General features: G+C 50.3%; 21 protein-coding genes. 10 read left to right on the top strand and 11 right to left on the bottom strand.

The window, feature by feature from the left end:
• Positions 1 to 189: 189 nt before the first annotated feature.
• Together BUE76_RS16260 and BUE76_RS16255 are read left to right on the top strand one after the other, a co-directional pair.
• Positions 190 to 3495 (top strand): VCBS repeat-containing protein, encoded by a 3306-nt coding sequence (locus tag BUE76_RS16260; protein WP_073042773.1) that lies wholly within the window; start codon positions 190 to 192, stop codon positions 3493 to 3495.
• Between the two features lie 160 nt (positions 3496 to 3655).
• A complete protein-coding gene (locus BUE76_RS16255) occupies positions 3656 to 4348 on the top strand; it encodes a DUF92 domain-containing protein (protein WP_073042771.1) in 693 nt (230 codons plus the stop codon).
• A gap of 304 nt (positions 4349 to 4652) precedes the next feature.
• Here the strand turns inward: BUE76_RS16255 and BUE76_RS16250 are convergent, their stop codons facing one another.
• The 4 genes from BUE76_RS16250 to porW form a co-directional block, all read right to left on the bottom strand.
• Positions 4653 to 5210, bottom strand: coding sequence for a hypothetical protein (locus BUE76_RS16250; protein ID WP_073042769.1), 558 nt, complete (start codon positions 5208 to 5210; stop codon positions 4653 to 4655).
• A 95-nt stretch (positions 5211 to 5305) separates the two neighbouring features.
• A complete protein-coding gene (locus BUE76_RS16245) occupies positions 5306 to 6118 on the bottom strand; it encodes an ion transporter (RefSeq protein ID WP_073042768.1) in 813 nt (270 codons plus the stop codon).
• A 155-nt stretch (positions 6119 to 6273) separates the two neighbouring features.
• Positions 6274 to 7248, bottom strand: a complete 975-nt coding sequence (locus BUE76_RS16240; protein ID WP_073042765.1) for an SDR family oxidoreductase — start codon at positions 7246 to 7248, stop codon at positions 6274 to 6276.
• 221 nt (positions 7249 to 7469) lie between these two features.
• Positions 7470 to 10658 (bottom strand): type IX secretion system periplasmic lipoprotein PorW/SprE, encoded by a 3189-nt coding sequence (gene porW / locus BUE76_RS16235; RefSeq protein WP_073042763.1) that lies wholly within the window; start codon positions 10656 to 10658, stop codon positions 7470 to 7472.
• Positions 10659 to 10940: 282 nt separating this feature from the next.
• On the opposite strand from porW, the gene BUE76_RS16230 reads away from it, so the two are divergent.
• The 4 genes from BUE76_RS16230 to BUE76_RS16215 all read left to right on the top strand — a co-directional run bounded on the left by BUE76_RS16230 (position 10941) and on the right by BUE76_RS16215 (position 12679).
• Entirely contained in the window at positions 10941 to 11342 is a 402-nt protein-coding gene (locus tag BUE76_RS16230) for a hypothetical protein (protein WP_073042761.1), read from the top strand.
• 107 nt (positions 11343 to 11449) lie between these two features.
• Positions 11450 to 11659, top strand: a complete 210-nt coding sequence (locus BUE76_RS16225) for a hypothetical protein (RefSeq protein WP_073042759.1) — start codon at positions 11450 to 11452, stop codon at positions 11657 to 11659.
• On the top strand, positions 11656 to 12057 hold the full coding sequence (locus tag BUE76_RS16220; protein ID WP_073042758.1) for a hypothetical protein: 402 nt from the start codon (positions 11656 to 11658) through the stop codon (positions 12055 to 12057). Before BUE76_RS16225 ends, BUE76_RS16220 begins: the two co-directional genes overlap by 4 nt.
• Positions 12050 to 12679, top strand: a complete 630-nt coding sequence (locus tag BUE76_RS16215) for a SprT-like domain-containing protein (protein ID WP_073042756.1) — start codon at positions 12050 to 12052, stop codon at positions 12677 to 12679. Before BUE76_RS16220 ends, BUE76_RS16215 begins: the two co-directional genes overlap by 8 nt.
• Before the next feature lie 149 nt (positions 12680 to 12828).
• Here BUE76_RS16215 and BUE76_RS16210 read toward each other — a convergent pair whose 3' ends face one another.
• The 7 genes from BUE76_RS16210 to BUE76_RS16180 form a co-directional block, all read right to left on the bottom strand.
• Positions 12829 to 13326 carry a GNAT family N-acetyltransferase gene (locus BUE76_RS16210; protein WP_073042754.1) on the bottom strand — a complete coding sequence of 166 codons (498 nt, stop codon included), beginning with the start codon at positions 13324 to 13326 and terminating at the stop codon, positions 12829 to 12831.
• Between the two features lie 754 nt (positions 13327 to 14080).
• Positions 14081 to 15292: an ADP-forming succinate--CoA ligase subunit beta gene (sucC, locus tag BUE76_RS16205; protein WP_073042752.1), complete on the bottom strand. Its 1212-nt coding sequence runs from the start codon at positions 15290 to 15292 to the stop codon at positions 14081 to 14083.
• Between the two features lie 169 nt (positions 15293 to 15461).
• Entirely contained in the window at positions 15462 to 15926 is a 465-nt protein-coding gene (locus tag BUE76_RS16200) for an RES family NAD+ phosphorylase (RefSeq protein WP_073042750.1), read from the bottom strand.
• The gene (parS, locus tag BUE76_RS16195) at positions 15923 to 16432 is read right to left on the bottom strand and encodes a type II RES/Xre toxin-antitoxin system antitoxin (protein ID WP_083596484.1); all 510 of its coding nucleotides are present in this window, start codon (positions 16430 to 16432) and stop codon (positions 15923 to 15925) included. The genes BUE76_RS16200 and parS overlap by 4 nt, the downstream gene beginning before the upstream one ends.
• A 125-nt stretch (positions 16433 to 16557) precedes the next feature.
• Entirely contained in the window at positions 16558 to 17409 is an 852-nt protein-coding gene (locus tag BUE76_RS16190; RefSeq protein ID WP_073042749.1) for an ABC transporter ATP-binding protein, read from the bottom strand.
• Positions 17410 to 17526: 117 nt separating this feature from the next.
• Positions 17527 to 18264, bottom strand: coding sequence for an MlaE family ABC transporter permease (locus BUE76_RS16185; protein ID WP_073042747.1), 738 nt, complete (start codon positions 18262 to 18264; stop codon positions 17527 to 17529).
• Between the two features lie 158 nt (positions 18265 to 18422).
• The gene (locus BUE76_RS16180; protein ID WP_073042745.1) at positions 18423 to 20771 is read right to left on the bottom strand and encodes an NADP-dependent malic enzyme; all 2349 of its coding nucleotides are present in this window, start codon (positions 20769 to 20771) and stop codon (positions 18423 to 18425) included.
• A 292-nt stretch (positions 20772 to 21063) separates the two neighbouring features.
• On the opposite strand from BUE76_RS16180, the gene BUE76_RS16175 reads away from it, so the two are divergent.
• From BUE76_RS16175 to BUE76_RS16160, 4 genes are all read left to right on the top strand, one after another.
• Complete coding sequence (locus BUE76_RS16175) at positions 21064 to 22296, top strand: helix-turn-helix domain-containing protein (protein WP_073042743.1); 1233 nt, start codon at positions 21064 to 21066, stop codon at positions 22294 to 22296.
• Positions 22297 to 22544: 248 nt separating this feature from the next.
• Entirely contained in the window at positions 22545 to 24428 is a 1884-nt protein-coding gene (locus tag BUE76_RS16170; protein ID WP_073042741.1) for an amidohydrolase, read from the top strand.
• 232 nt (positions 24429 to 24660) lie between these two features.
• Positions 24661 to 25149: a YqhA family protein gene (locus BUE76_RS16165; RefSeq protein WP_073042738.1), complete on the top strand. Its 489-nt coding sequence runs from the start codon at positions 24661 to 24663 to the stop codon at positions 25147 to 25149.
• Positions 25150 to 25205: 56 nt separating this feature from the next.
• Positions 25206 to 25385, top strand: coding sequence for a hypothetical protein (locus tag BUE76_RS16160; protein WP_073042736.1), 180 nt, complete (start codon positions 25206 to 25208; stop codon positions 25383 to 25385).
• The last annotated feature ends 29 nt before the right edge of the window (positions 25386 to 25414 follow it).

The raw sequence follows: 25414 nt of genomic DNA, 5'->3' as shown, positions 1-25414 counted from the left end.
TTCCCGTGCCGCTCCGTAGTAATGAGGGTGCCTCCCCTTTGTAAAAGGGGCGACCTTCAACCGCTTAGTGCTATAGGGTTCGGGGGATTTTCCAGCACCAAACAGCTTCCATACCAACCACCAAAAGCGCACCACCACCAAGTTCAACAAATCAACTCTGTACTCCTACCAACTACTTTAAACCTTCTTTTGAAATCCTTCTTACCATACCTCCTCCTGCTGCTCACCGCCTGCCACACCAGACAAGCGGAGCAGCTGTTTACGGTTATGGATACCCGAACCACCGGCGTTGCTTTTCAAAATACCCTTAACCTCACAGATACCTTCAACATCCTCGATTATCTCTATTACTACAATGGCGGAGGGGTAGCCATCGGCGACCTTGACAACGACGGGTTGGATGATCTTTATTTTTCCTCCAACAGGGAAAGCAATAAACTGTACCACAACAAGGGCAACCTGCTTTTTGAAGACCTTGCCGAAACCGCAGGCGTAAAAGGAAACGGCAACTGGAAAACAGGTGTTACCATGGCCGATGTAAATGGTGATGGTCTATTGGATATTTATCTCTGTGCCGTTGGCGGCTACAAGAGCCTGCAAGGCCACAACCAGCTTTTTATCAACCAAGGGGGCATGCGCTTCAGCGAAGAAGCCGAAACCTATGGCCTTGATGTGGAAGGCTTCAATACCCAGGCTTCTTTTTTTGACTACGACCTAGATGGCGACCTGGATATGTTTCTTGTCAACCACTCGGTGCATACCGTGGAAAGTTATGGCGATTCTTCGCTGCGTAATACGCCCAATGCTGCTGCGGGCGACAAGCTGTTTCGCAACAATGGCCCCCATGCAAAACCCCGCTTTGCCGAGGTAACCCAGGAAGCCGGCATTTACAATAGTGCCCTCGGCTATGGCCTCAATGTGCTGACCACCGATTTTACCGGTGATGGCTGGCCCGATATCTACGTGAGCAACGATTTTCACGAGCACGACTATTACTATGTTAACCAGCGTAACGGCAGTTTTTCTGAAATAGGGCAAAAGGCTTTTGGTCATTTCAGCCGGTTTTCCATGGGCAGCGATGCCGCCGATATAAACGGCGATGGTGCACCTGATATTCTTACGCTGGACATGCTGCCCGAAGACGAAGCGGTGCTGAAAGCATCCGCCGGCGACGACCCGCTGGATATTTACCAGTTTAAAACGGAGCGGGGCTACCACCACCAACTGGCCCGCAACTGCCTGCAGTTGAACAACGGCAATGGAGCGCAGTTCCGGGACATAGCCCTGTACTCGGGTATCTCCGCTACCGACTGGAGCTGGTCGCCGCTGCTGGCCGATTTTGATAATGATGGCATCCGCGACCTGTTTGTTGCCAATGGTATTCCAAGAAGGCCCAACGATCTTGATTTTATTAAGTATGTATCCTCCGGCAGTATGCAGGCAGCTCTTCAGGAGGGCAAGGATGCCGATGCCGCTGCCATTGCCCTGATGCCCGAAGGAGCAGTTTCCAACAGGTTGTTCCAGGGAAGCGCAAGCCTGCGTTTCCGGGATGCAGGAAATGAGTGGGGCATCAGCACGCCATCCATCAGTACCGGTGCGGCTTATAGCGACCTGGATGGGGATGGCGACCTTGATATTGTTACCAACAACCTTAATGCACCTGCGTCCATTTACCGCAACAATAGCCGACAGCAATCAGGCAACAACTGGCTTGCCGTAGAACTGAAAAGTGAGGGAGCAAACAAAAAGTCCGTTGGTGCCACAGTTTCCATGTGGCAAAATGGCGTACCGCAAACCCTTTCGGTTATGCCTACCCGTGGGTTTCAAAGTGCGTCTTCCACCATCCTGCATTTTGGCTTGGGAAAAACAAGAACCATCGACAGCCTCCGGGTACAATGGCCTGATGGTTCCGTACAGGTATTACAAGGTGTTACCGGTAACCGGCGATTGGTCATAAACAAGCAGGTTGAACCTCTCCAGAAACCCGGATTGAAAAAACAACTACCTGCGTTGGCACCTCTTGCCAATTTTCCCGATTGGCAACACCAGGAAAACGACTGGTTTGATTTCAACCAGCAACAACTCATTCCGCATGCGCAGAGCGCCCTTGGACCGGCAATGGCCAGCGCCGATGTGGATGGCAATGGCTTCCCCGATCTTTTTGTGGGTGGCTGCCCCGGCCAGGCAGGCGCATTGTTTTTGCAAAAAGGAGCGGGGCAATGGATGTCCCCGGTCAATACGCCATTTGCTGCTGATGCGGAAAGTGAAGATGTTTCCGCTCTTTTCTTTGATGCCAATGGCGATAAAAAGCCCGACCTCTACGTGGTAAGCGGCGGAAACGAATGGCCCGATACCAGCTCCTTGTTGCAGGATCGGCTGTACCTAAACACAAGTGGAGGGCAATTCAAAAAAGCAAGTTTGCCTGCCGGTTTGGGTGGCAACCGTTCCACTGTTTGCGCCGCTGATATTGATAAGGATGGCGACCAGGATCTTTTTGTTGGCAGCCGTGCTATTGGGGGTAGTTATGGTGCCGCACCCCTTTCGCACCTGCTTTTAAATGATGGCAGTGGACAGTTTGCCATTGCTGCTCCTGCGAGGGCACCCGGACTACAACGTGCAGGGATGATCACCAGCGCTGTATTCACCGATATCAATCACGACGATTGGCCCGACTTAGTGTTGGCGGGCGAGTGGATGCCCTTGACCGTTTTCATCAACCATAAAGGGATATTACACAACGAAACTGCGGCAATGGGGCTGGCACAGAGTTCGGGCATTTGGCAATGCCTCTATGCCGGTGACCTTAATGGCGATGGCTGGCCCGAACTGGTAGCAGGCAACTGGGGATTGAACAGCAAATTAACCGCAAGCCCGCAAGACCCGCTCCTGATGTATGTGGGCGATGCAGATGGCAATGGAGCCACCGAGCAATTGCTGTCCATCAACAAGGGCGGTAAGTACTTTCCATTCCTCGGAAAAGAAGAACTGGAGAAAGCCATGCCATCCATCATCCGGAAAAAATATCCCGATTACAGCTCCATGGCCGGGCAAACCATGGAATCCATATTTGGAACAAAACTGCAATCTATGCAGCGGCATTCCGTGCATACCCTGGCATCGTTGCTGGTAAAGAACAATCAAGGGAAATTGACCCTGACCAACTTGCCCCCCCAGGTACAATGGGCACCCATCACCGCTATTGCTGCGGGTGATTGTAATGGCGATGGAAAAAAAGACCTGTTCATGGCTGGCAACCATTTTGGCGTGTTGCCCTATGAAGGGCGTTATGATGCCGGAGGTGTGCAGTTGCTGTTGCAGGGTGCGGGTGGACAGTGGCGGCCGCAGCCGGTAGCTGGTACACCCAGCTTTACCCAAATAAGCCATATGGTGTGGTTAGATGCCGGTATACGGAAACAGTTGTTGCTGGCACAGAACAATGGCCCTGTTCTTGGGTTTGTTTTAAGCAAGGCAAATACCCTTGCAATAAACCGTTGAAACGGTTTACTTGATTGTTGTTTGCTTTTGACCCACGGTTGAAACCGTGGGCAAATTCCCAAAGAAATTTTCCATTTACATCTTCTTGTATTTACCCGATTGCACCCAGAGTATTGCGTCAAATTGATGCGGCACTTTGGATGCTGGCTTAATTTGCGGCATGCTCCCGCTTATATTGCTGCTGATTGTTTTGGGTTTGGTGTGGTACACCCGCAAGCTAACCGTTGCCGGTACGCTGGTGGCAGGTGTGTTAGCAGGGGTCATATTTAAAGGAACCGGTTGGACGGGGATTGTCCTGCTCGGTGCTTTTTTCATGCTGGGTACAGGCGTCACGCTTTGGGGGAAAAAGGACAAGGTAATTGCAGGCCTGAGCGATGCGGAGAGCAGCCGCCGCACTGCAGGTCAGGTACTGGCCAATGGCGGCGTGGCAGGTTTGCTGGGGCTGGCAGCATGGATGTTCCCTGTATACCAACCCGCCTTGCTGTTGATGATGGCCGGTTCTTTTTCGGCAGCGGCAGCCGATACCCTTGCTTCTGAACTGGGTGTGCTGTATGGCCGCAGGTTTTACAATATAAATAGCTTCAAACCCGAAACTAAAGGTCTGGATGGCGTAGTGAGCCTGGAGGGTACTTTGTTGGGTATGGCAGGTTCCCTGATCATCGCCTTGCTACTGGGTGCTGTGGGTGGTGTATGGCAGGTGGGTGCTCTTTTACTGGCCGGCACAGCCGGCAACCTGCTCGACTCCTGGCTGGGTGCTACTCTTGAAAGAAAAGGACGGCTATCCAACAATTTGGTAAATGCCGCCAACACCTTAGCCGGTGCAGCGGTTATGTGGCTGTACACCCTGCTATAGGGACATAAAAAAAGCAGCACGAAGGCTGCTGTTATCACTGGAAAAAGTTTTTTATCGGGGTGATTTTCTTTGTTGCTGCACTTTTACCGGAACGAGTTGTGGCTTCTTATATCCCAACAGGATGGACAGGAACTCTCTCAGACTCATAAGATATTGCTGTTGTTTATCTGGTTAAGAAAGATGATACGGTGTCTTAAGAACTGCCTGTAAGTTACGTGCTACAAACTTGTAAAAACAGTTAAGCCCCTTAATATTTTTTCTTTTGTGAAGTCCTTGGCAAATGGCCGGGCTTGCAAGCTCTGCCTTAACCGTTTGCTGGTCCTTCTTTTTTGAATCCGATGTGGAACAGCAAGGATAGGTGTGGCGCCATATTGCCACTGCGCAAATCTTTAAATATGCCTGCCCTTAGATGGGTTTCGGGAAGCAGTAAAGTAGCCTCTTCTTTTTTCCTGAATACCAGGCCGGCGAGGGCGTGTATTTGCAAACCCGATACTTTTTGCTGTTGTGCATAATCCTGGTACTGGTGGTTCAGGTACGAGGGGCCAAGTCCCAGGTAATATGCTTTGCGGCGGGGCTGGTACCGAAATAGCAAGGGTGCCGATGCAATAAAGGCGGAGCGCCTGCTGCCGCCGTTTTCCTTTTGCCTCAGTAAGATTTGCTGTTCCCAAACTACGGAAAAGCGATCCTCCGACAAGAGGGTATAACTGGTATTAAGTGATAAGGCCCCGAAATCGTACAGGTGATCCTGTGTGTAGTTGTTGGATATATAGTGCGCACCCATTCCGATCCTGAACCTGCCCTCCTGAGACTGGGCAAAAAGGGGTGCTATAAATAATAACAGGGAAGCCAAATAAGCATACATAAGCAGAAAAGAATTGGCCGCAATTTAAAGGGCTACCAACGGGTGTTGACCTTAAAAAAGGAAAACAGGCTCCTTTCAGGGATGAGCGATTGCAATTATGGGTTATTTGTCTCCAACAGCTCGCCGCAATGCATGCAATAACGTGCGTTGCCCGGGCTAGCCTGGCCACAGCGTTGGCATTTGCGGTCGCCTTCGTTTTTATTGGTCCTGCTAAGGGCAACCGTAACAATACCGGTGGGTACGGCAATGATGGCATAGCCACACAGCATGATGATGGAGGCGATCCATTTTCCGGTACCGGTTTTTGGTGTAATGTCGCCATAACCCACCGTAGTGATGGTGACAATGGTCCAGTAAATACTTTGGGGAATGGAAGTAAACCCATTTTCAGGTCCTTCCACCACGTACATCAGGGTGCCCAGCAGCACTACAAGGGTGAGCACAAAAGAAATAAAAACCGCGATCTTATAAGTGCTTGCGCGTAGGGCCCTGAACAGGTGTTCACTTTCCTGTATAAACCGGAATAACCGCAGGATCCGAAACACCCGGAGCATGCGCAGCAGCCGGAACACCACGAAATAGTGATACCCTTCAAAAAAGAAACTCAGGTAAAAAGGAAGGATGCCCAGCAGGTCGATGATGCCCAGATAGCTGCGCATATATGCTGTAGGCTTTGGTGAAACAAAGATCCGCAACAGGTACTCGAACGTAAACAAGGCAGTTAAGAAAAGCTCGAGGTTGAAAAACAGAACCCGGTAGGGTTGGTTCAGCGTGGGCATGCTTTCCAGCACCACCACAAACACACTGGCCACGATCAGCCAAAGCAGGATGATGTCAAAAATCCTTCCCGCCCTTGTATCGGCGCCAAAAACAATCTGGTGAAGGCGTTCGCGGGTGGGGAGGGGCATAGGCGTTTTTGGTTTTTGGAAAAAGGCTATATGGTAATTAGAAAGTTCTTAATCCTGTAGGTTGGCTCATAGCCAATCCGGTGTTGTTATTGATGACGAAAAGTTGTTAATACAGAAAACAAAAAACTAAAAACAAAAAACCCCAAAACCTTTTTTCATTTCCGTCCTGCCAGCAACAGCCAACCCAAGGTCAATCCTGCCAGGATCATCAGGCCTGTCTTTTTGCGCTTTTCGGCATCTGCGGGCGAGTTCCAGCCCCCGTGGATACCGGTGCCGTATTCAACCGGCCCAAAAACATTACCTGGCGTATCCGGCAGGGGCTGTGCCACTTTAAGGTAGCCTTCAATAGAAAGGGCAGTAGCATTCCGAGACAGTGCCGGCGCAAGGGCATGGGCAGTTTTGAGTACCGAAGTCATAAACCCGATATTGACGGAGTTCCGGGGACGCAGGGCAAGGGCCACCGCAGCTTCTGCCACTTTCTGTGGATCGAATACAGGGGGTGCGGGTTTGAGGTAGCGGCCGGTATAATTGGCGGCATGTTGCATGCCAGGTGTATCCAGGAAGGCCGGGAACATATCGCATACATGTATTTCGGGGTAACGGTGCAACTCGCCACGCAGGGCCTCTGAAAAACCGCGTAATCCAAATTTGCTTGCCGAATAACCTACAGCGTAGGGTGTAGGGAACCAGCCTCCAACTGAGATATTATTGATCAATACACCCTTGCCTTGTCGTTTGAAATAAGGAAGTGCAGAATGGGCACCATGAATATACCCCATCAGGTTGGTGCGGATCACCTGGTCGTGAACGGCAATGGGTGTTTCTTCGAAGGTACCTGCTGCCAGTACGCCTGCATTGTTTACCCAAACATCAATACCGCCAAAAGTGATGAAGGCCTCATGTGCCAGCTGTTTAACAGCTTCCGCGTCGGTGACGTCGCATACCACCACGATGGCCTTGCCACCTGTCTCCTCGCAAGCGGCCGCAACTTCCTTAAGTGCTGCTTCCCTGCGGGCTGCCAGCACCAGGTGGGCGCCCTCGCGGGCAAAACGGAGGGCTATGGCCCTGCCTGCGCCACTGGAGGCGCCGGTGATCACTACAGTTTTTTGAAACAGGTTGGAAAAAGCCATGGCTTAGGGTTTAGGTGTGCAGGCGCTGCAATTCATGGACCAAGGGAAGCCCTGAAAATGGGTGGTGTAATTTGGGAAAAACAAAACGGGTTGTTGTTCCGTTGGTTTTTCCCATATCAATAGCAAACTTTCCGTAGTACCGCGCTTTATACACGCAAAAAAAGCCACATAACTAATGCGGCTTTTGAGTATTTATAAAATGCAATTTTAGGTCAGGTTGTTTACAGCTTCACCGGTGTGCTTTCCAAAAACTTCTGGTAAGCTTTCAGGTCGGGCTGGGATTTTAAAAATTCCAGGTTGGGTTCCGAAATAATGGTAAAGCTGTACTTATCCGCTTTGAGCCAGGGAACAATAGTGCTGCCGGCTACCGGTTTTACCTGCTGCACATAGTTAACCGCACCCAGTACATCGGAGAAGCCGCCAATCAGCAGGAGTTTGTTCTCGCCATCAAGCGGCAGCAGCTGGATATTTTGTTGGGCGCCCAGGCCTTTATCGCGGTTGTAACGGGTAAATGCATTACGGGCTTCATTGCCGTAAATATTATCCACCTTGTTCAGGATCACCACCGCATAATGCGGCAGGTCGGGATAAAAACTATAACCCGCGCTGTTTTGCTTGGGCAGGCTCACGGGTGTTTGGGCCACCGGTGTGGTACTCACTTTGGCTGTTTCCTTTCCTTTCTTCGCCACATCTTTCAGTTCGGCTTGCTGTGCCTGCGTTGTATCGCGTTTTACCGAAGGCAGTTGGAGCTCCTGTACCGCAGGCTTAACCACTACAGGCTGTTCCTCTGGTTTAACAGGTGTAGGCTTGGGCTGCTCTACGGGTTTTTGTACCGGTGCTGCTTTTTCCGGAACCTTTGCAACGGGCGGAGGCGTTTGCACAACCGCCGGTGCCGGTTTCTCCTCTTGTTTTACCACAGGCGGTTCTGCCTTTTTGGGCTGAGGTTCCGGTGTTTTTACCACGGGTGCAGGTTCTTCTTTTTTAGGTTCCTCCGGTTTAGGCGTTTCCTTTTTAACCGGGGCTGCAACTACCGCGGGTTTTTCTTCTGTGATCGGGTCCAGTTTCAGGTTGCGCAGTTCCTCTTCGATCTGTGCGCGGCGGCCCAGCACTTCAATCAGGTTCATTGCTTTTTCGGCAATAGGCGCTTCAGGGTTCTGCTTGATCAGCGTATTCAGGATATCAATAGCCGTGTTGTCTTCTCTTTTTTTGATAAAGTAAACCGACTCGATAAAGAGCAGTTGCGGGTTCCAGTAATTGGTTTGGTAAATACTGTCGGCGCGCTTCTTGGCAGCTTCTGCCGCTGCAAAGCGGCCTTCTATAAACATGTCGTACACGGCCTCGTAAGCCTTTGTGCTTTCGGGTGAAGGGGTTTTGTCCTCCGGGTCTTTGCCGGTGCGTAAAATGGTTGCCTGCCTGCTGGTGGGGTACTGGCTTACCACCGCGCTTTTCAGGTGTTGGGCGCTGTCCTGCCGGGCGGTTTTGTTGTAGGCATACTGCAGCCGGAACAATACTTCGCTCATATCGGCATCATCGGGAAAGCGGCGGCGCAGTTCCTCGAAAGTGGCAATAGCTGCAGGGTAGTCTTCAATTTCGGTAAGGTATACCATTCCATTACTGAACAGGGCATTGCGGATGCTGTCGTTGGAAAGCTTAAGCTTTGCAGGGGTAGTAGGCAGGGTTTCCAAAAGGGAAGCTGCATTGATGGAACCATTGGCCAGCGGATCGGCCTGTGGTACGGGGTTGCCGCGGGTACTATTTACCGCGTTTACCGACTCTTCTTCCTGCAACTGGGCTGCAACGCTGGAAGCGCGGCGCCAGTTGTCTACGTTGGGCCTGTTGCCCCAAACCTGTTTAAAGGAAGCGGCGCCCGAGGTACGGGAACTTGGATTGTAGAAGTACCATTCGCCTTTATTTCCCTGGTCATTAAAGAGGGCAGGAGCGACGGCTTCCGCATTGCGGATATCGCGGGCACCACCACTGGCGGTCGTTGTTTCTTCTTCTTTCAGCCCTCTTTGTTTGCGTAGCTGGCGGGCAATCTTTTTCAGGGCATCGGTGCGTTCAGCTTCGGGTAGGCTGGCAAGGCGTTGCAGGCTGTCCTGACGCTGGATGGTGCCTGTGCCGGCAACCAGGGTTTGCAGGTAATCTTTGCGGTGAACGATCCTGGTCTGCAGGGTGTCGGCCAGTTGGCTTACTTCCACGCTATCGTAAAAGGCAGCCGATGGTACATATTGTTTTTGATCGTACAGCAGGTCGGCAAGGTTCAGGAAGGTATTATTACGGGCGCCCGGCAGTTCCGAAATGTATTTGGAAGCCTTCAGCATGTAATTGCGGGCAGCTTCGGGATTGCCGCGTTCCAGCTCCATGCGGGCCATCATGTTGTAAATGGCATCGCGGTAAGGTGCAAACCGTTCCTTACGCGCCATATTGCCCAGTTCCTCAATGTTTTTGGCGATAAAATCTTCACCACCCTCTTTATTCAGCTTAATCATGTTGAGGCGACCCCAGATATCCATTACGGGGTCGATGGTATGGTCGATGGCGGCAGCATAATACTGGCGGGCCTGTTCCCTTTTACCCGAAAGCTCAAAAAGCTGTCCGGCAAGGTATTCCCAGCGGGCTTTTTCTCCTTTGTTCTGAGCTTGCGGAAGTGCCTGTACCAGGTGCAGGGCCGCACTGTCCCAGACGCCCTGTTTGTAAAACCAATAGCCCTGTACTTCTTCCAGCATGGGCAAAAGACGGGCAGGGAAATTCGGGTCGAGGCGCAGGGTAGACAGCAGGCTTCCTGCCTGGCCAAAAGCATTGGCTTCGGTAAGGGTGCGGGCCTGCCATAAAAATGCATTGTTGCGGCTGGGCGGGTCGGTGGTGAGGCGCTTCAGGAAAGTTTCCTGTTCCTGGGTTACAATGCTCCTTGCATTGCCGCCATCCATGCGGCTGCCGATATATCGGTAATATCCGTCGTCTTCTTTTGGCGCAAAGGCATAGTTGATGAACTGAAACATCTGGTAGGCCGAGTCCAATTCTTTTTGCAGGAAATAAGCCTGTCCCCACAACAGGTAGAGGTCATCGATCCAATCGTTGCGCAGGTCGTGCATTACAATGCCGGTCCTGGATTTATACATCACCGAATCCAGCTGTTGCTTGTCGGCCTTGGTTGCTTCCAGGTTGTAATTGTAATAGGCCAAAAGTTGGCTGTAATCATCCTTGTGGCCTTCTTTTGCCCGCAGCAGTACCTCGTTCAGCTTATTGTTGGCGTTGAAAAAGTAGTTGTAGTGCGTATACAGGTTTTGCATGAAGCGCCTGGGCGCCGTAAACTTTTTGGCGCCGCTCTTTTCTGCTTTCAGCTGCCGGTTCTCATAAGGTTCAGGCTTTTTGATGTCGAGGTTGAAGCCCGTTTGGGCTCCTGCCTCCATGCCTAAAGAACATAGGGTTATCAGTACGATAAATCGAAGAAAATGCATTTTGGATCGCGATCTAAGAGCTTATAACAGCAAAATTGCAAATTTAGTATGGTGGCTGCCCGGAAATTAGATGAGCACCGTTTTTAATACGGCGGCTGCTGCCATGCTGCAGGGCCGGTATTTTGACGGACAAGATAAAGGTTCTGTAAACAGGATGTCTTATTGATTGTCTGGGCTGTCTTTCAACACCATGGGTGCATTTGCCACAGGCTTATCTTTACGCAAAACTCCCGCATGGCAAAACTGGAAGCCGGTTCCACCCTGAGGCGGCTGCGCAATCGCTACCGGCTGGTGGTGATGAACGACGATACCTACGAGGAAGTGGTGACCTTCCGGCTGTCGCGCACCAGCGTGTACATTGCCTTTAGCAGCATTTTTGTTTTGCTGGTGGGGCTTACCGTTGCCGTGGTCGTGTTTACGCCGCTCCGCTATTATATTCCCGGCTATGGCAGTGCCCGCATTGGCCGCGAATACCGGCAGCTGAAATACCTGACCGACTCGCTGCAAAAACAGGTGAGCTACCAATCGGAATACATCGAAAGTGTAAAGAGTGTACTGGATGGGAGCGTGGAACTGAAAAGAGATACTACAAAATTGGAGCTGCCACAAGATGAATACGGTGGGGCTGGAAAGTAGCAATCCAATTAGCCAAGGTCAAGGCTACACTGCTACCTGATCCCGCTTCTTCTTTGGGTGACTTTAAAACTTTCCTTTCTAATCCTTAACCCCAACCTATTACCACAATGCCCCAGAATTCTTCCGAGTTGATGCGCTATGCAGGGCTTGCTACCCAGCTTTTTGTTTCCCTGGGACTAGCGGTTTGGGCTGGCTATAAGGCTGATGGCTGGCTGAAGCTGCCCTTGCCCCTGCTGGTGTGGATACTGCCTTTTGCCGTACTTTGCGTCCTTATTTTCAAACTCATCAAAGAGACATCCAAAAAGAAAGACCGATGACCCGATATAAAATGCGTGCGTTTTACCCTGTAGTGTTGTTGTTTGTTGTGCTCAACGCATTTTTTACTGCCGGCAGGTCGATGCTTGCCCGTATCGGTGCCGACCAGTCGGTACTGATTGCCGGCAACCTGCTGTTGTTTGTCATCACCCTCTTTTCTTTCCTCATGGCCAAACGCGGGTTAAATGACACCAATCCCAACCGCTTTTTGCGGAGCGTGTACAGCAGCATCCTGGTAAAGCTTTTTGCCTGCATGTTTGCCGCACTGGCCTATATCGCCATCAATAAAAGCAACCTCAATAAACCCGCGCTCTTTACGCTGATGGGGCTTTACCTGGTATATACTTTCCTGGAAGTTTCTGTACTGATGAAAATGCTGAAGCAAAGCAAAAATGGCTAAGAAAGAAGCGCCCATCAATGCCCTGGAGCATTACCTGCCGCCCGGCACTTTTCAGCCGGTGCTGGATTACCTGCAGCAATACAAAGTGCACCTCACCGTTGCCCGCGAACGCAAAAGTATCCTGGGCGACTACCGGCACCGCACCCCTGCGCAGAACCACCGTATTTCGGTAAACGGCAACCTGAACCCTTATTCTTTTCTCATTACCCTGCTGCACGAGCTGGCGCACCTGCTCACTTTTGAACAATGGGGCAACCGGGTGCAGGCACACGGAAAGGAGTGGAAGGCCAGCTTTGGCCAGCTGCTCGACCAGTTTATCCGCCACGGCGTTTTTCCCGATGATATCAATGCTGCCCTGCTCCGGTCGCTCCACAACCCTGCGGCTTCTTCCTGTGCCGATGAAGTGCTGCTGCGGGTACTGAAGAATTATGATGAAAAAGAAGAAGGCGTAATGCTGGTAGAGGCCGTTGCCGAAGGCGTATTGTTTCAAACATCCGATGGCCGCGTGTTTCGCAAAGGTCCCCGGGTACGCAAGCGGTTTAAATGTGAAGAGGTGGCGACAAAAAGATTGTATTTGTTTAGCCCGGTGTATGAGGTGAAATTACACCCCCTGTCCCCCTGAAGAGGGAACTTAGGCCTGAGTGCCTAACCTTTCTCCTGCCTTCTTCAATTTGAATAGAATAAACAACTAAGCCACTCCGAATAGAGTGGCTTAGTTGTTTATCAAGTTGTTTGACCTAAGTTCCCCCTTCAGGGGGACAGGGGGTGTGATTAAATTTCTTTCAACATCCACAACCCGCAGCCAAAATGACCCGAGTCGCCCATGGGGCCGTCGAGGTATTTGAAGCCCAGTCTTTCGTAAGCCACCAGTGCGTTTTTTAGTTCGGGCATGGTTTCGAGGTATACTTTGGAAAAGCCTTCTTCTTTTGCTGCTTCCAGGCTTCGTTCAATCAGGGTGCGGCCCAGCCCCAATCCTCTCGCTTCGGGTTTGAGGTACATCTTTACCAGTTCGCAGGTATCGGCGGGAAGACCTGCTGTGGGGAATATGCCACCACCGCCCAATAAACCATTTTCATCTTCGGCAACAAAGTACCGGGCCCTGGGTGTTTGAAACAACTGGAAAAGGGCATCCGTGGTTGGATTGAAGTAAACGGTTCCGGGTTTGTTGGCACCAAATTCTTCCAAGGCTTTGCGGATGATTTGGGCCAAGGCTTCATTGTCGGCAGGCTGAATAGGACGAATATTTACCGGTGTTTGCAAATGACTCATGTGCGCTTCTGTTAGGGGCGGCAAGTTAGGATTCCTGCTTCTAAAATGCATTTTCTTATGGTTGTTGAATAATATGCCACCTGGGTGTAAGTGGATTCGCTTAACAGCCTTCGGGGAATAGCACTAAAAATCAAAACTACGCTTGTGAAAACTTTTGCAACTGAAGTAATGCTTGCAACTTTACATCACAATATCCAACCATCCTGCTGAAAGACATCCAAATCCAATGTCGAAGAATTTTTCCAGGATCCTTTGAAAGACCAAACAGGCTGTACCCAATGAAAGCTTTGTCCTAGCCTGGCAAAAAATTACTCCTCGTTTGTGCGGGGAGTTTTTGTTTTATAATCCTTCCCATTTTTTTGATCGTATTACTAAAACCAAACCGTTGAAACGGTTTGCCAGGAGCTGCTGCCTGGCTTTTAACACACGGTTGAAACCTTGGGCTAGTGTGAGTGTGTTTCAGGATCCATGCAAATAGCTGTTGACCCTAAATCGCATTTCAGGTGCCATTTTTTAGCCCACGGTTTTAACCGTGGGTTGATTATGACCTGGTAATTACTACCCAAACGTTTCAACGGTTTATATGCCCATTCAAAGCTTACTGGTATATCCGATCTGTTTCATGGTTATTTGTCCCTGCGTACTTTACTCCTTCGCAGCTTAAACCTTATGGCTCCAACATAAAAAAGGTCCTGTCAGTAATGACAGGACCTTTTTTATGTTATAGAAGCGCACAGGCTTCTATCAGTATCAATTAAGCAACAGCCTTGTTTACCAGGTCGGCAGCTTCGGAAAGCAGGATGGCCGACTGTACTTTCAGGCCACTTTCGTCGATCAGCTTCTTGGCTTCTTCGGCATTGGTACCCTGCAGGCGTACGATGATGGGAATTTCAATATTGCCCATGTTTTTGTAAGCGTCGATCACACCTTGTGCCACGCGGTCGCAACGAACGATACCACCAAAGATGTTGATCAGGATCGCCTTTACTTTAGGGTCTTTCATGATGATGCGGAAACCAGCTTCTACGGTCTGTGCGTTGGCAGTACCGCCTACGTCCAGGAAGTTGGCGGGCTCACCACCACTCAGTTTGATCATATCCATGGTAGCCATGGCCAGACCTGCACCGTTTACCATACAACCTACGTTGCCATCCAGCTTAACGAAGTTGAGGTTGTATTTGCCGGCTTCTACTTCGGTAGGATCTTCCTCGGTGATGTCGCGGAGGTTGGCCAGGTCGGGGTGACGCATCAGGGCATTGTCGTCCAGGTTCATTTTGCAGTCAACAGCAACGATCTTGTCATCGGATGCCTTGAACAGCGGGTTGATCTCCAGCATGGCTGCATCCAGTCCAACGTAGGCGCTGTACAGGTTGGTAACAAACTTCACCATGTTTTTGAAGGCATCGCCTTTCAGGCCCAGGTTGAAGGCAATTTTGCGTGCCTGGAAACCCTGCAGCAGTCCACCGGGGTGTACCCACTCTTTAAAGATTTTCTCAGGTGTGTTGTGGGCTACTTCTTCAATGTCCATACCGCCTTCGGTAGAGTACATGATAACGTTCTGGCCCTTGCTGCGATCGAGCAGGATGGAGAGGTAGAACTCTTTGCGCTCCGAGGGACCATCGTAGTACATGTCCTGGGCTACCAGCACTTTGTTTACCAGCTTGCCGGCTTCACCGGTTTGAATGGTAACCAGGGTACCGCCAATCAGCTTTTGTGAAACTTCGGTTACTTCGTCCAGCGACTTAACCACCTTTACGCCATTGATACCATTTTCACGGATTTTACCCTTACCGCGGCCACCGGCATGGATCTGCGCCTTGATCACGGCAAAGTTGCTGCCGGTATCGGTCTTGATCTGACGGTAAGCTTCTTCGGCTTCGTGGGGTGTGCTGGCGGCAAAGCCTTCCTGCACCGGAACATTGAATTTTTTCAAAAGCTCTTTGGCCTGGTACTCGTGCAAGTTCATACCTAAAAAATTTGGGCAAATATAGGGGTTAGTTTGAGCTTTGGCGTTTGGAGTTTGGGCTTGTCGCCTGCAGCTATCCTGGTTTTTATAAAAAGCCCGGAGCAGGGGAGTGGCCGGTCCTTTACTACGGTTAAGCTTAAACGAAGAAGTACCTTTTTTTAAGTGCTACCTAGCGGCTTTGGGAAAGACGCTGGTCGAAACGAAAAGGCTTCATTTCGGCAATGGTTACCTCGAGCATGCGGTGGTGAGAAGGGTTGAGCAGGTAATTGTAATCGCCATCTACCACGGCAGAAGGTACCTTCAGGAACAAATATTGATTGTGGCGGATAAACGCGTCGCCAATGGCCTGTGTGCTGGCAGGATGTGGCCAGGATCGCCAATCTGCCGGCAGGTCTTTTTCTGAAAGTACCTGCATGGGGGCGTCATCAGGGACCCAAAGTTGGAGCATCCAGTAATCGGTAGGCAGGTCTTCGAGGTTGAGATGAACCGTAATTTCAGCGTGCGCCAGTGCACGCGACTCTGCAGTATAAACCATGGCAACACCCCGGCTATTCCAACGGTTACCCGTCATCTCTGCACCTTTACCGCTGAGGTCCTGTTTCCAGCGGTCCTTAGATAAACGGTACAGGTTCATGCCAGTACTCCGTGTTCAATTCGGGTAATGGCGTCTTTTACCATCTGGATGCCAAAGTTGGTATCGAGCAATTCCTTGGGGGCAACACCGCCCAAGGCTACGGAGCGGGCCGCAAGCCAGCGGTTGAACCGGTCTTTATCGCCAAAAACCTCGATGCCGTAATTGTGCAACATGGTTAGTTCCATAATGCGCTCGGATTGCACCGGCAAAAAAGCCTTTTGTTCTTTTTCGTTGCGCTGGAGGGTGCGCACCGAAACCTGCAGATAGTTGGCCCATTCATCAATGCTGAAGTCTACCAGTCCCCTGATCTTGCGGAACTCGTGGAACGGGATGCCATTACGCACCTTCCCGATCAATGCTACCATATTGCGGTCGTCCACAGAAGAGTAGGTCCAGGAAAATGGATCTGAACTGGCCCGCTCCTGACGGACATAGGCCCGGGCATGCTCGGCTACAGCCGTTGTGCCGTCGGAGCTTTCTTTTTTTGCGGTTGCTGTTTTCGCCATCAAACAAGTTTACAACATTAATATGACAGTTGGCAAAAATATCGCGCCAAATGTCGCAATGATATGACTTTGAAAAAAAAATTAATAAAAAAGGCGCTGTTTAGCGCCTTTTTTAGTGGGTATTGTTACTCAGAAGAAGGAGGAATAAGCGGCTCTTCGGCATTCCGGATCATCTCCTCGATATTGCGGTCTTCGGAAGATGGAATGTTGCCGGTTTCCTCCAGCATTCGCATATCCTTGGCGTCTTTAAGGAAGTCGGAAGCAAAGATGAAGTTGTTTAACCTTTCGTTTTTGGAGAAGATAATGTCCTTGCTATTGCCTTCCCATTCTTTTTCGCCCTGGTACATATACACGATATGGTCGCCGATCTCCATAACCGAGTTCATATCGTGGGTATTGATGATGGTAGTAATGCCAAATTCCTCGGTAATTTCCTTGATCAGTTTATCAATCAGCCCGGAGGTTTGCGGATCTAGGCCCGAGTTGGGTTCGTCTACAAACAGGTACTTGGGATTGAGCACAATGGCGCGGGCAATGCCCACCCTTTTCATCATGCCACCACTGAGTTCGGCAGGAAACTTTTTATTGGCGCCATTCAGGTTAACCCGGGCCAGTACTTCATTCACCCGGTCCAGCTTTTTACTACGGTCCCAATCAGTAAACATGTCCAGGGGGAAGATGATGTTTTCTTCCACGGTCATGGAAGAAAACAGCGCAGATCCCTGGAAGAGCATCCCAATCTCTTTTCGGATTTCTTTTTTATCCTCAACACTCAACCGGGTAAAATCGCGGCCGCCGTACAATATGGCGCCTGAATCGGGCTGAAACAAGCCCACCAGGCATTTCATAAATACGGTTTTACCGCTACCCGAGCTACCAATGATGAGGTTGCACATTCCGGGGTTCATGTTTACGGTAACACCTTTAAGTACCGCCTTGTCGTCAAATCCTTTCCGCAGGTCTTTTATTTCGATCATAGTGAAAAGCTGTTGGCTATTGGCTGTTGGCCTTTAGCTTTTAAGTAAGGTACAATAGGGCAAATTAAATTTTGTACTGCTGGCTACCTGCTAAAACTCAATAGCTAACAGCTGCCCTTACAGCAACAATGCCGCCAATACATAGTCCATCAGCAGGATGGCGATACAGGTAACCACCACGGCCTTTGTTGAAGAGCGGCCTATTTCAAGCGCACCGCCCTGTACATGATAGCCATAATAGGCAGGGATGCTGGCAATTAGGAAAGCGAAAGTGTATGCCTTCACCAGGGCAAAGAAAACATTGTAGGGCAGGAACTCGGTAATCAATCCTTTATCGAAAGTGGCAGGAGGTACGATACCCGACATTGCGGAAGCTACACGGCCGCCAAGAATACCCAATACCATCGAGATCACCACCAGCATGGGTATCACCAGCATAGCGGCAAGCACCTTGGGCAGTACCAGGTAGGCTTTGGAGTTAACGCCCATAATTTCAAGGGCATCGATTTGTTCCGATACGCGCATGTTGCCCAGTTCGCCGGCGATCTTGGAGCCCACTACACCAGCCAGCACGATACAGATCAGGGTGGATGAAAATTCGAGTATCACGGTATCGCGTACAATCTGCGAAATTGTTTCCAACGGAATAAGCGGCGATACCAACTGATAGGAAGTTTGTACTGCCGACACCGCACCGATAAAGAAGGAGATAATGGAAACAATGGGCAGCGAGCCGATGCCGATTTCCGAACACTGGTGCATGAATTCCTTCCAGTACATTTTCCAGTTCTCGGGTTTCGAAAACATGCCTTTCAGCATCAGGAAAAACTTACCTAGTTCGGCAAAAAACTTCATAATAATTATACGTTACGGCCAAAAGTAATAAAATAGAACGACCGGCACCTTGTACGCTATCTTAGGCTCCATGCAGATGCATCAAGCCTCCGAATAACGATTGTTGCCGGTCGTTCGTGGACCATTGTCTATGGTCCATCGTCTATGGTCCATCATCCCTATACATTCACCGATTGCTTGTTCCGCTTCAGTCGTTTCCACCAGGGGGAACGACGGATCACTTCATCGGTTGCCGACTGGTTTTTGATTTGCGCATCTACAACGGCAATGGTGCTCATGTTTACAATGCTGCGCACCGAAGAACCCAGTTGCAGGATATGTACCGGCTTTTTCAAGCCCAACAAAATCGGGCCAATGGCATCGGCGGCATCCAGCTCCTTCAAAATGTTGTAGGTGATGTTGCCGGAGGCCAGGTTGGGGAAAATAAGGGTGTTTACATCCTTGTCCACCAGTTCGCTGAAGGGATAGTTTTCCTTCATCAGTTCTTGGTTGAACGCCACTGAAGCCTGCATTTCGCCTTCCACGATCAGCGAAGGCATACGCTCCTTGATGATGCGGCGAGCTTCTGCCATCATATGTGCCTCGGGCGATTTGCTGGAGCCAAAGTTGGAATAGGAGAGCAGGGCCACACGGGGCTGGATATTAAAGGCCCTTACTTCGCGTGCCGCCAGCATGGTGATCTCTGCAATTTCTTCAGCGGTAGGGTTGAAGTTGATGGTGGTGTCGGCAAGAAAAAGGGGACCCCGCTTGGAAAGCATCAGGTACATACCCGCAATCTTCTTCACACCTTCTTCGGTACCAATTACCTCGATAGCAGGACGGATAGTATCTGCGTAATTCTTGGTCAGGCCCGAAATCATTGCATCGGCATCGCCCATTTCCACCATCATGCTGCCAAAATAGTTGCGGTCGCGCATCATTTTCTGGCTTTCGTAAAAGTTGATGCCTTTACGCTGGCGTTTTTTGAAGAAATGCTCGCTGTACTGCATGCGCTTTTCTTTCATCGCCTCGCCCTTGGGGTCAAAGATGGGCAGCCCTTCAATGTCAATGCCATTTGCATCGGCCAGGTCCCTGATCCTTTCTTCATTGCCCAACAGGATGGGGTAACCCACACCCTCGTCGAACACGATCTGTGCCGCCTTCAGGATCTTCACATTGTCGGCTTCTGCAAAAACAATCCGTTTGGGATCGCGGCGGGCCTTCGAACCCAGAACGCGCATCACCTGGTTGTCGAGGCCCAGGCGCTTGTTCAGTTCCGTAACATAGCTGTCCCAGTTGGTAATGGGTTGCTGCGCCACCCCGCTTTCCATGGCGGCACGGGCTACAGCAGGCGCCACCGTTGCCAGCAGTCGTGGGTCAAGCGGTTTGGGAATGATATAGTCGGGGCCGAAAGAAATGGTCTTGGTGTTATAGGCCATGTTCACGATATCGGGTACCGGTGTTTGTGCCAGTTCGGCCAAGGCCTTTACCGCAGCCAGTTTCATGGCTTCATTGATCTGGCGGGCCCGCACATCAAGCGCTCCGCGGAAGATGTAGGGGAAGCCCAGCACGTTGTTCACCTGGTTGGCAAAATCGGTGCGGCCGGTAGCTATGATCACATCATTGCGGCTGGCCTTGGCTATTTCATAAGAGATCTCCGGATCGGGGTTGGCGAGGGCAAAAACGATGGGGTTCTTGGCCATGCTTTTCACCATATCGCCTGTAACCACGTTGCCTACGCTCAGGCCCACAAATACATCGGCATTGCGCAGGGCCTTTTCCAGGTTGCTGTCGGCGGGGGCATTGGCAAACTTGCGTTTGAACTCTTCCAGGTCTGTGCGGCCCCGGTGCAGGGGACCATTGATATCAAAAAGAAAGAAGTTCTCGGGGCGTGCACCCAATGCAACATAGAGTTGAATACAGGCCATTGCGGCAGCACCGGCTCCGTTTACCACAAAGCGTACCTTGTCAATCTTTTTTTTCTGTATTTGCAGGGCATTGAGCAGGGCTGCCGAAGAGATGATGGCCGTGCCATGCTGGTCGTCGTGCATCACGGGGATAGAACATTGCTCCCGCAGGGCTTTTTCAATATAAAAGCACTCCGGTGCCTTGATGTCTTCGAGGTTGATGCCGCCAAACGTTGGTTCCAGAGCCTTTACGATCTGAACAAACTTCTCCGGGTCTTTTTCGTTGATTTCAATATCAAACACATCAATGTCCGCAAAGATTTTGAACAGTACGCCCTTCCCTTCCATTACCGGTTTGGAGGCTTCGGCGCCAATATCGCCCAGTCCCAATACCGCGGTGCCATTAGAGATTACCGCTACCAGGTTGCCCTTTGCGGTGTATTTATAAACAGCTTCAGGGTCGGCCTTGATTTCCTTACAGGGTTCGGCAACGCCGGGGGAGTAGGCCAGCGAAAGGTCGCGCTGGGTTTTAGCTTCTTTGGTAGGCACTACTTCAATCTTTCCGGGCCTTCCTTTAGCATGGTAATCAAGGGCTTCCTGTTTCCGTAGATCGTTCTGCATATTGGTTATTATTCGTACCGGAACCGATCGTTTTTGCCGGGGTCAGCCATTTCCCGGAAACCTGTTCCAAATAAGCAAGTGGCTGAAAAATAAGGGCGCAAGGTACAGAGAAATGCGGGAAGCAGGGGTTTTGCCCATGCCCCGCAGGCCTTTACGGGCTTCATTTAAAGGTTATTTAAAAGAAGAGCTTTTTGGCTGTTCATTTATCCAAAGACAGGTAGTAGCCATTGCGGTTTCTCTTTCTTGGTTCCACCTATTAATTTGTTGAAAATTCATAATCTGAACCGGCGCCATGATCAATGCTTACCAGTTTGTGTATGGCTTCTTCTTTGCCAGCGGCTTGCTGGGACTTATATGTGTGTACATCCTTGTAGTTATCAACGAAGAGCAAAAACACGCCAACCGGATACTGGCATTTGCCTTACTAACGCTTGCCTATACGGTAGTATTGAACGGCCTCACTTATGTGCCCCGCTTTTTTGAACAATACCCGCATTTCTGGCGCACGGCCCTGCCTTTCCACTACCTCGTTGCACCGATGTTTTATTTGTACATACGTGCCAGCCTGAAGCAAGAGCTGGCATTCCGCCGCTGGGACTGGCTTCACTTTTTGCCTGCCCTGCTGCACCTGGCCGAGCTTATGCCTTTTTACCTGCAACCGACACAGGAGAAGGCTGCTTATATCCACTGGATACACCAGCAGAATGCCGGGTGGGTGCAACACCGCGAGGGATTGCTGGCACCCTGGATGCACCCACTACTAAAACTGGCCCTGGGATCGGTTTATGTTGTTGCCGATGTGCAGTTGTTGCGCAGGTTTAAACAGCACAACCCCAGTTGGCAGAAGGAAAATAGGGAATTGTGGTGGTGGCTGAAATGGCTGACCACTTTTGTTGGGGTATTGTATGGCTTTATGCTATTGGTGCTCTTGTTCCGGAATTCCCTGCAGCATATTTCCATCCTGGTAAGTGTCCCCATCACCCTCATCCTGTTTCTGTCTACGGCTACCCTTGTGTTTAAACCCAAGGTGCTTTATGGTGTTCGGGGAAATGCTGCTCCTGCTATGCCAGTGGAACAAAACAGCACGGAAAGCCCGCAGGCAGAACAGCTGGTGCCCAAGGTCACTTTGCCTCCCGAAAAGGTGCAGCTGTTTAAAAAGCAACTGGACAGCTATGTACAGGAAAAGCAACCCTACCTGAACAACAAACTTCCCATTCGCGACCTGGCATTGGGATGTGGCGTGCCACCCCATTTCCTGTCTGCTGTAATCAACCGCGAGTATGGCATGAGCTATAACGATTTTATTAACCAGCACCGCGTACAATACATCATCAATCACCGCGATTCGGAACGCTGGCAGGATTATACGCTGGAGGCCATTGCAATGGAATCCGGTTTCAATTCAAGAAGCACTTTTATAAAAGCCTTTAAAAAAGTTACGGGCACAACACCTTCTGTTTATTTCAGCCAGGTACAGGCTGGCAAACTGCCGACCAAGCCAATTGACTTGTCCCAAATAGGTTGATAATTATAAGATGCAACAATTCCGGGACTAAAATATTTCTTGCAACTCGTTCCAACCCTTTCTTTACACCGATTCCCATGATTTGGTTTTGCAATTGCTATTTCCTGTTGCATCTCGTGGAAAGTAAAACTTTGATTTAGGTATACAGCCTTGGTGTTTAGCAATAGCAAAGTTCAATGGGCGCCCAGTTCCTGGCTGTTTGCAAGAGCCGTTAGGAGGCTTTCCTTTTCCACACATCAACCAAGCATATGAAATACCTGCTTTTATGCGCAACTGCCTGCCTGCTGTTTGCCTGTAACAACAATGAAACGAAAGTGAAAAGTTTTACAACAAATGCGGCAGTGCAGGCAGCCGTTTATTACAATGGCGATATCCTCACCATGGAAGGCGATACCCCACAATACGCTGAGGCCATCGCAATAAAAGATGGCAAGATCCTGTACCTGGGCTCGAAAGAGAAGGCCATGAAAATGGCGGGCAGTGGCCACCGGATGGTTGACCTGCAAGGTCATACCCTCTTGCCAGGCTTTATCGATGCGCATGGTCATGCTTTCGGGGCGGGTTTCCAGAAGGCGGCAGCCAACCTGCTACCCCCGCCCGATGGTGAGGGAACAGACATTCCCGTGCTTGTTCGGGTGCTTAAAAAATGGAATACCGACAATACCATCAATGGTAAAGCGCCGGCGTGGATCGTTGGCTTTGGCTACGACGAATCGCAACTGAAAAAAAAACGGCATCCCACGGCAACTGAACTCGACCAGGTGTCTACAACCGTACCTGTGTTGCTCCTGCACCAATCGGGGCACCTGGCAGCGGTAAACCACAAGGTACTGGAACTGGCAAACTACACCGCCGAAACACCAGACCCGGAAGGCGGCATTATTCGCAGGGAAAAGGACGGTAAAACTCCCAATGGGGTTTTGGAAGAAACGGCTGCCATGTCCATCATGTTTGAACTGGTTGGAAAGCTCGATGCTGCCACCAACGATTACCTTGCACTATCCGGTATTGATGCCTACACCCGATTTGGATTCACCACCATTCAGGAAGGTGCCGCCTCGCCAAATATTTATAAAACCTGGCTTAAACTGGCCCAGCAGGGAAAAGTAAAAGCTGATATTGCCATATATCCCGTGCTGATTGCCGCAAGGGCATTCATGCTGGACCATGGCATAGATACCGCCTATAGTGGACATGTGCGGATTGCCGGGGTCAAAATTGTTCAGGATGGCTCACCTCAGGGTAAAACCGCTTACCTCACCCAGCCATACAAGGTGCCCCCTCCGGGCATGCCCCACAGTTACCGGGGTTATCCTACCTTGAAGCAACAACAGCTCGATTCCCTGATCGATCTGAGCTTTGCCAACAAATGGCCTTTGCTGGTGCATTGCAATGGGGACGCGGCAGCCGAAATGATGATCAATGGCGTAAGTAAGGCCATCCGGAAGAATGGTGCTGCCGACTACCGCCCGGTAATGATCCATGCACAAACAGCCAGGTACGATCAACTGGACCAAATGAAAGCCCTGGGCATTATTCCTTCGTTTTTCAGTATGCATACTTATTACTGGGGCGACTGGCACCGCGATGAGACCCTGGGGAAAGAACGGGCTTACCGCATTTCACCTGCAGCAACGGCCATCAAAAAAGGCATGCTGTACACGGAGCACCACGATGCACCTGTGGGCTTGCCCAGCAGCATCATGATCATGGCAACGGCGGTGAACCGTACCAGCCGCACCGGTGCGGTAATTGGCGCAGATGAAAAGATCAGCCCTTACCAAGCAATTTGCGCAATTACCAAAAATGCGGCCTACCAGCATTTTGAAGAAAACAAAAAGGGAACCCTGAAAGCAGGCAAGCTTGCCGATTTGGTGATCCTGGATAAGAACCCACTGAAGATACCGGCACCCCAACTGTTCAAGTTGCAGGTACTTGAAACCATCAAAGAAGGCAAAACCATTTACTCCGCAGATTCAGCACGCAAAAAGGTGGTAGGTAATTTCAAAAACATTGATCCTCCCGACAAGGGCTTGCAAGAGGCTGCTGCTTTTGCTGTAGGCAGCCGCAAAGGCAATCAGTTGGTGCAGGTGGACCGTGCAGCAGTACAGGTAGTTGCTGGTCTCAATTAGCAGCTTGATGTAACGTAGAAGCGGAAGCCCGCCAACAAAAATTCTGCACCACCGACTGGTTAAAACCTGATAAGTAATGGGCACAAACCTCCAGGGAACAGTTGCCCTGAAAACTAGCTTAAGAATGTTGGTGAGCAGGAATTGTATAGTGCAAAATTAAAGGCCCTCAATTGGGGCCTGTTTGCTTATGGTACCCTCATGCTGATTGGTCCATTCTTCAATAAACAAGTTCATGAAATTGTACACGCATTTTTTACAACTATTGATCAGTATTGTGGTGGTGGGCATTGTGTTGGCTTCCATTGTATTCATTGGCATGGGGCTTTACATCATGTTCCATTCTTTCCTTTTGCTTTTTAATCCCGCCCACCGGCAGGAGGCAATGCTGGCATTACTGGAATCGGTAGATGTGTTTCTGATAGCCTTGGTGTTCCTGGTGCTGGCTATTGGCCTGGTGCAGTTGTTTTTGGGTAAAAGCATTGCCGGGATGCAGGAGCATACCGCATGGCTGCGGTTTGATGATTTTACCGAATTAAAGCTGGTTTTGTGGAAAACAATCCTGACCACCATGCTGATTGCTTTTTTTGTGGAGTTGTATAAAAACCGGCAGCATCCAGGTCCCGAACTGTTGCTTTTCCCCGGGTCCATATTACTCATTTCCCTCAGTTTATTCCTGCTCAAACAAAAGCACCACCACAGTTCCAGGAAAGAAATGGGGTAAATGTAAAGGCAGTGGCTTTGGCATTGTTTTTTACCCCAAAAACATAAACCATTTCTATGAACCGTGAAAAAGAAAACCGCAGCAGCCAGGAACAAAAAGTAAGGGGACAGGAAAAGCAAAAAGGCGCACCTGCCAAAAGCAATAACCAAACGGGTGGCAGCAAACGCCATGAACGCGATGACAGCAATGGCGGTGCCGATCGTAACACCACAAAGAAGCAGGAGAATAGTATTTAAAGAAAAGTTTTACCGGGGCAATAGGTCCC

It is taken from the genome of Cnuella takakiae (assembly GCF_001953305.1).
GTDB classification, from domain to species: domain Bacteria; phylum Bacteroidota; class Bacteroidia; order Chitinophagales; family Chitinophagaceae; genus Flavisolibacter; species Flavisolibacter takakiae.
The sequence above is the reverse complement of the archived record's forward strand: the minus strand, read 5'-3'. Positions and strand labels throughout refer to the sequence as shown.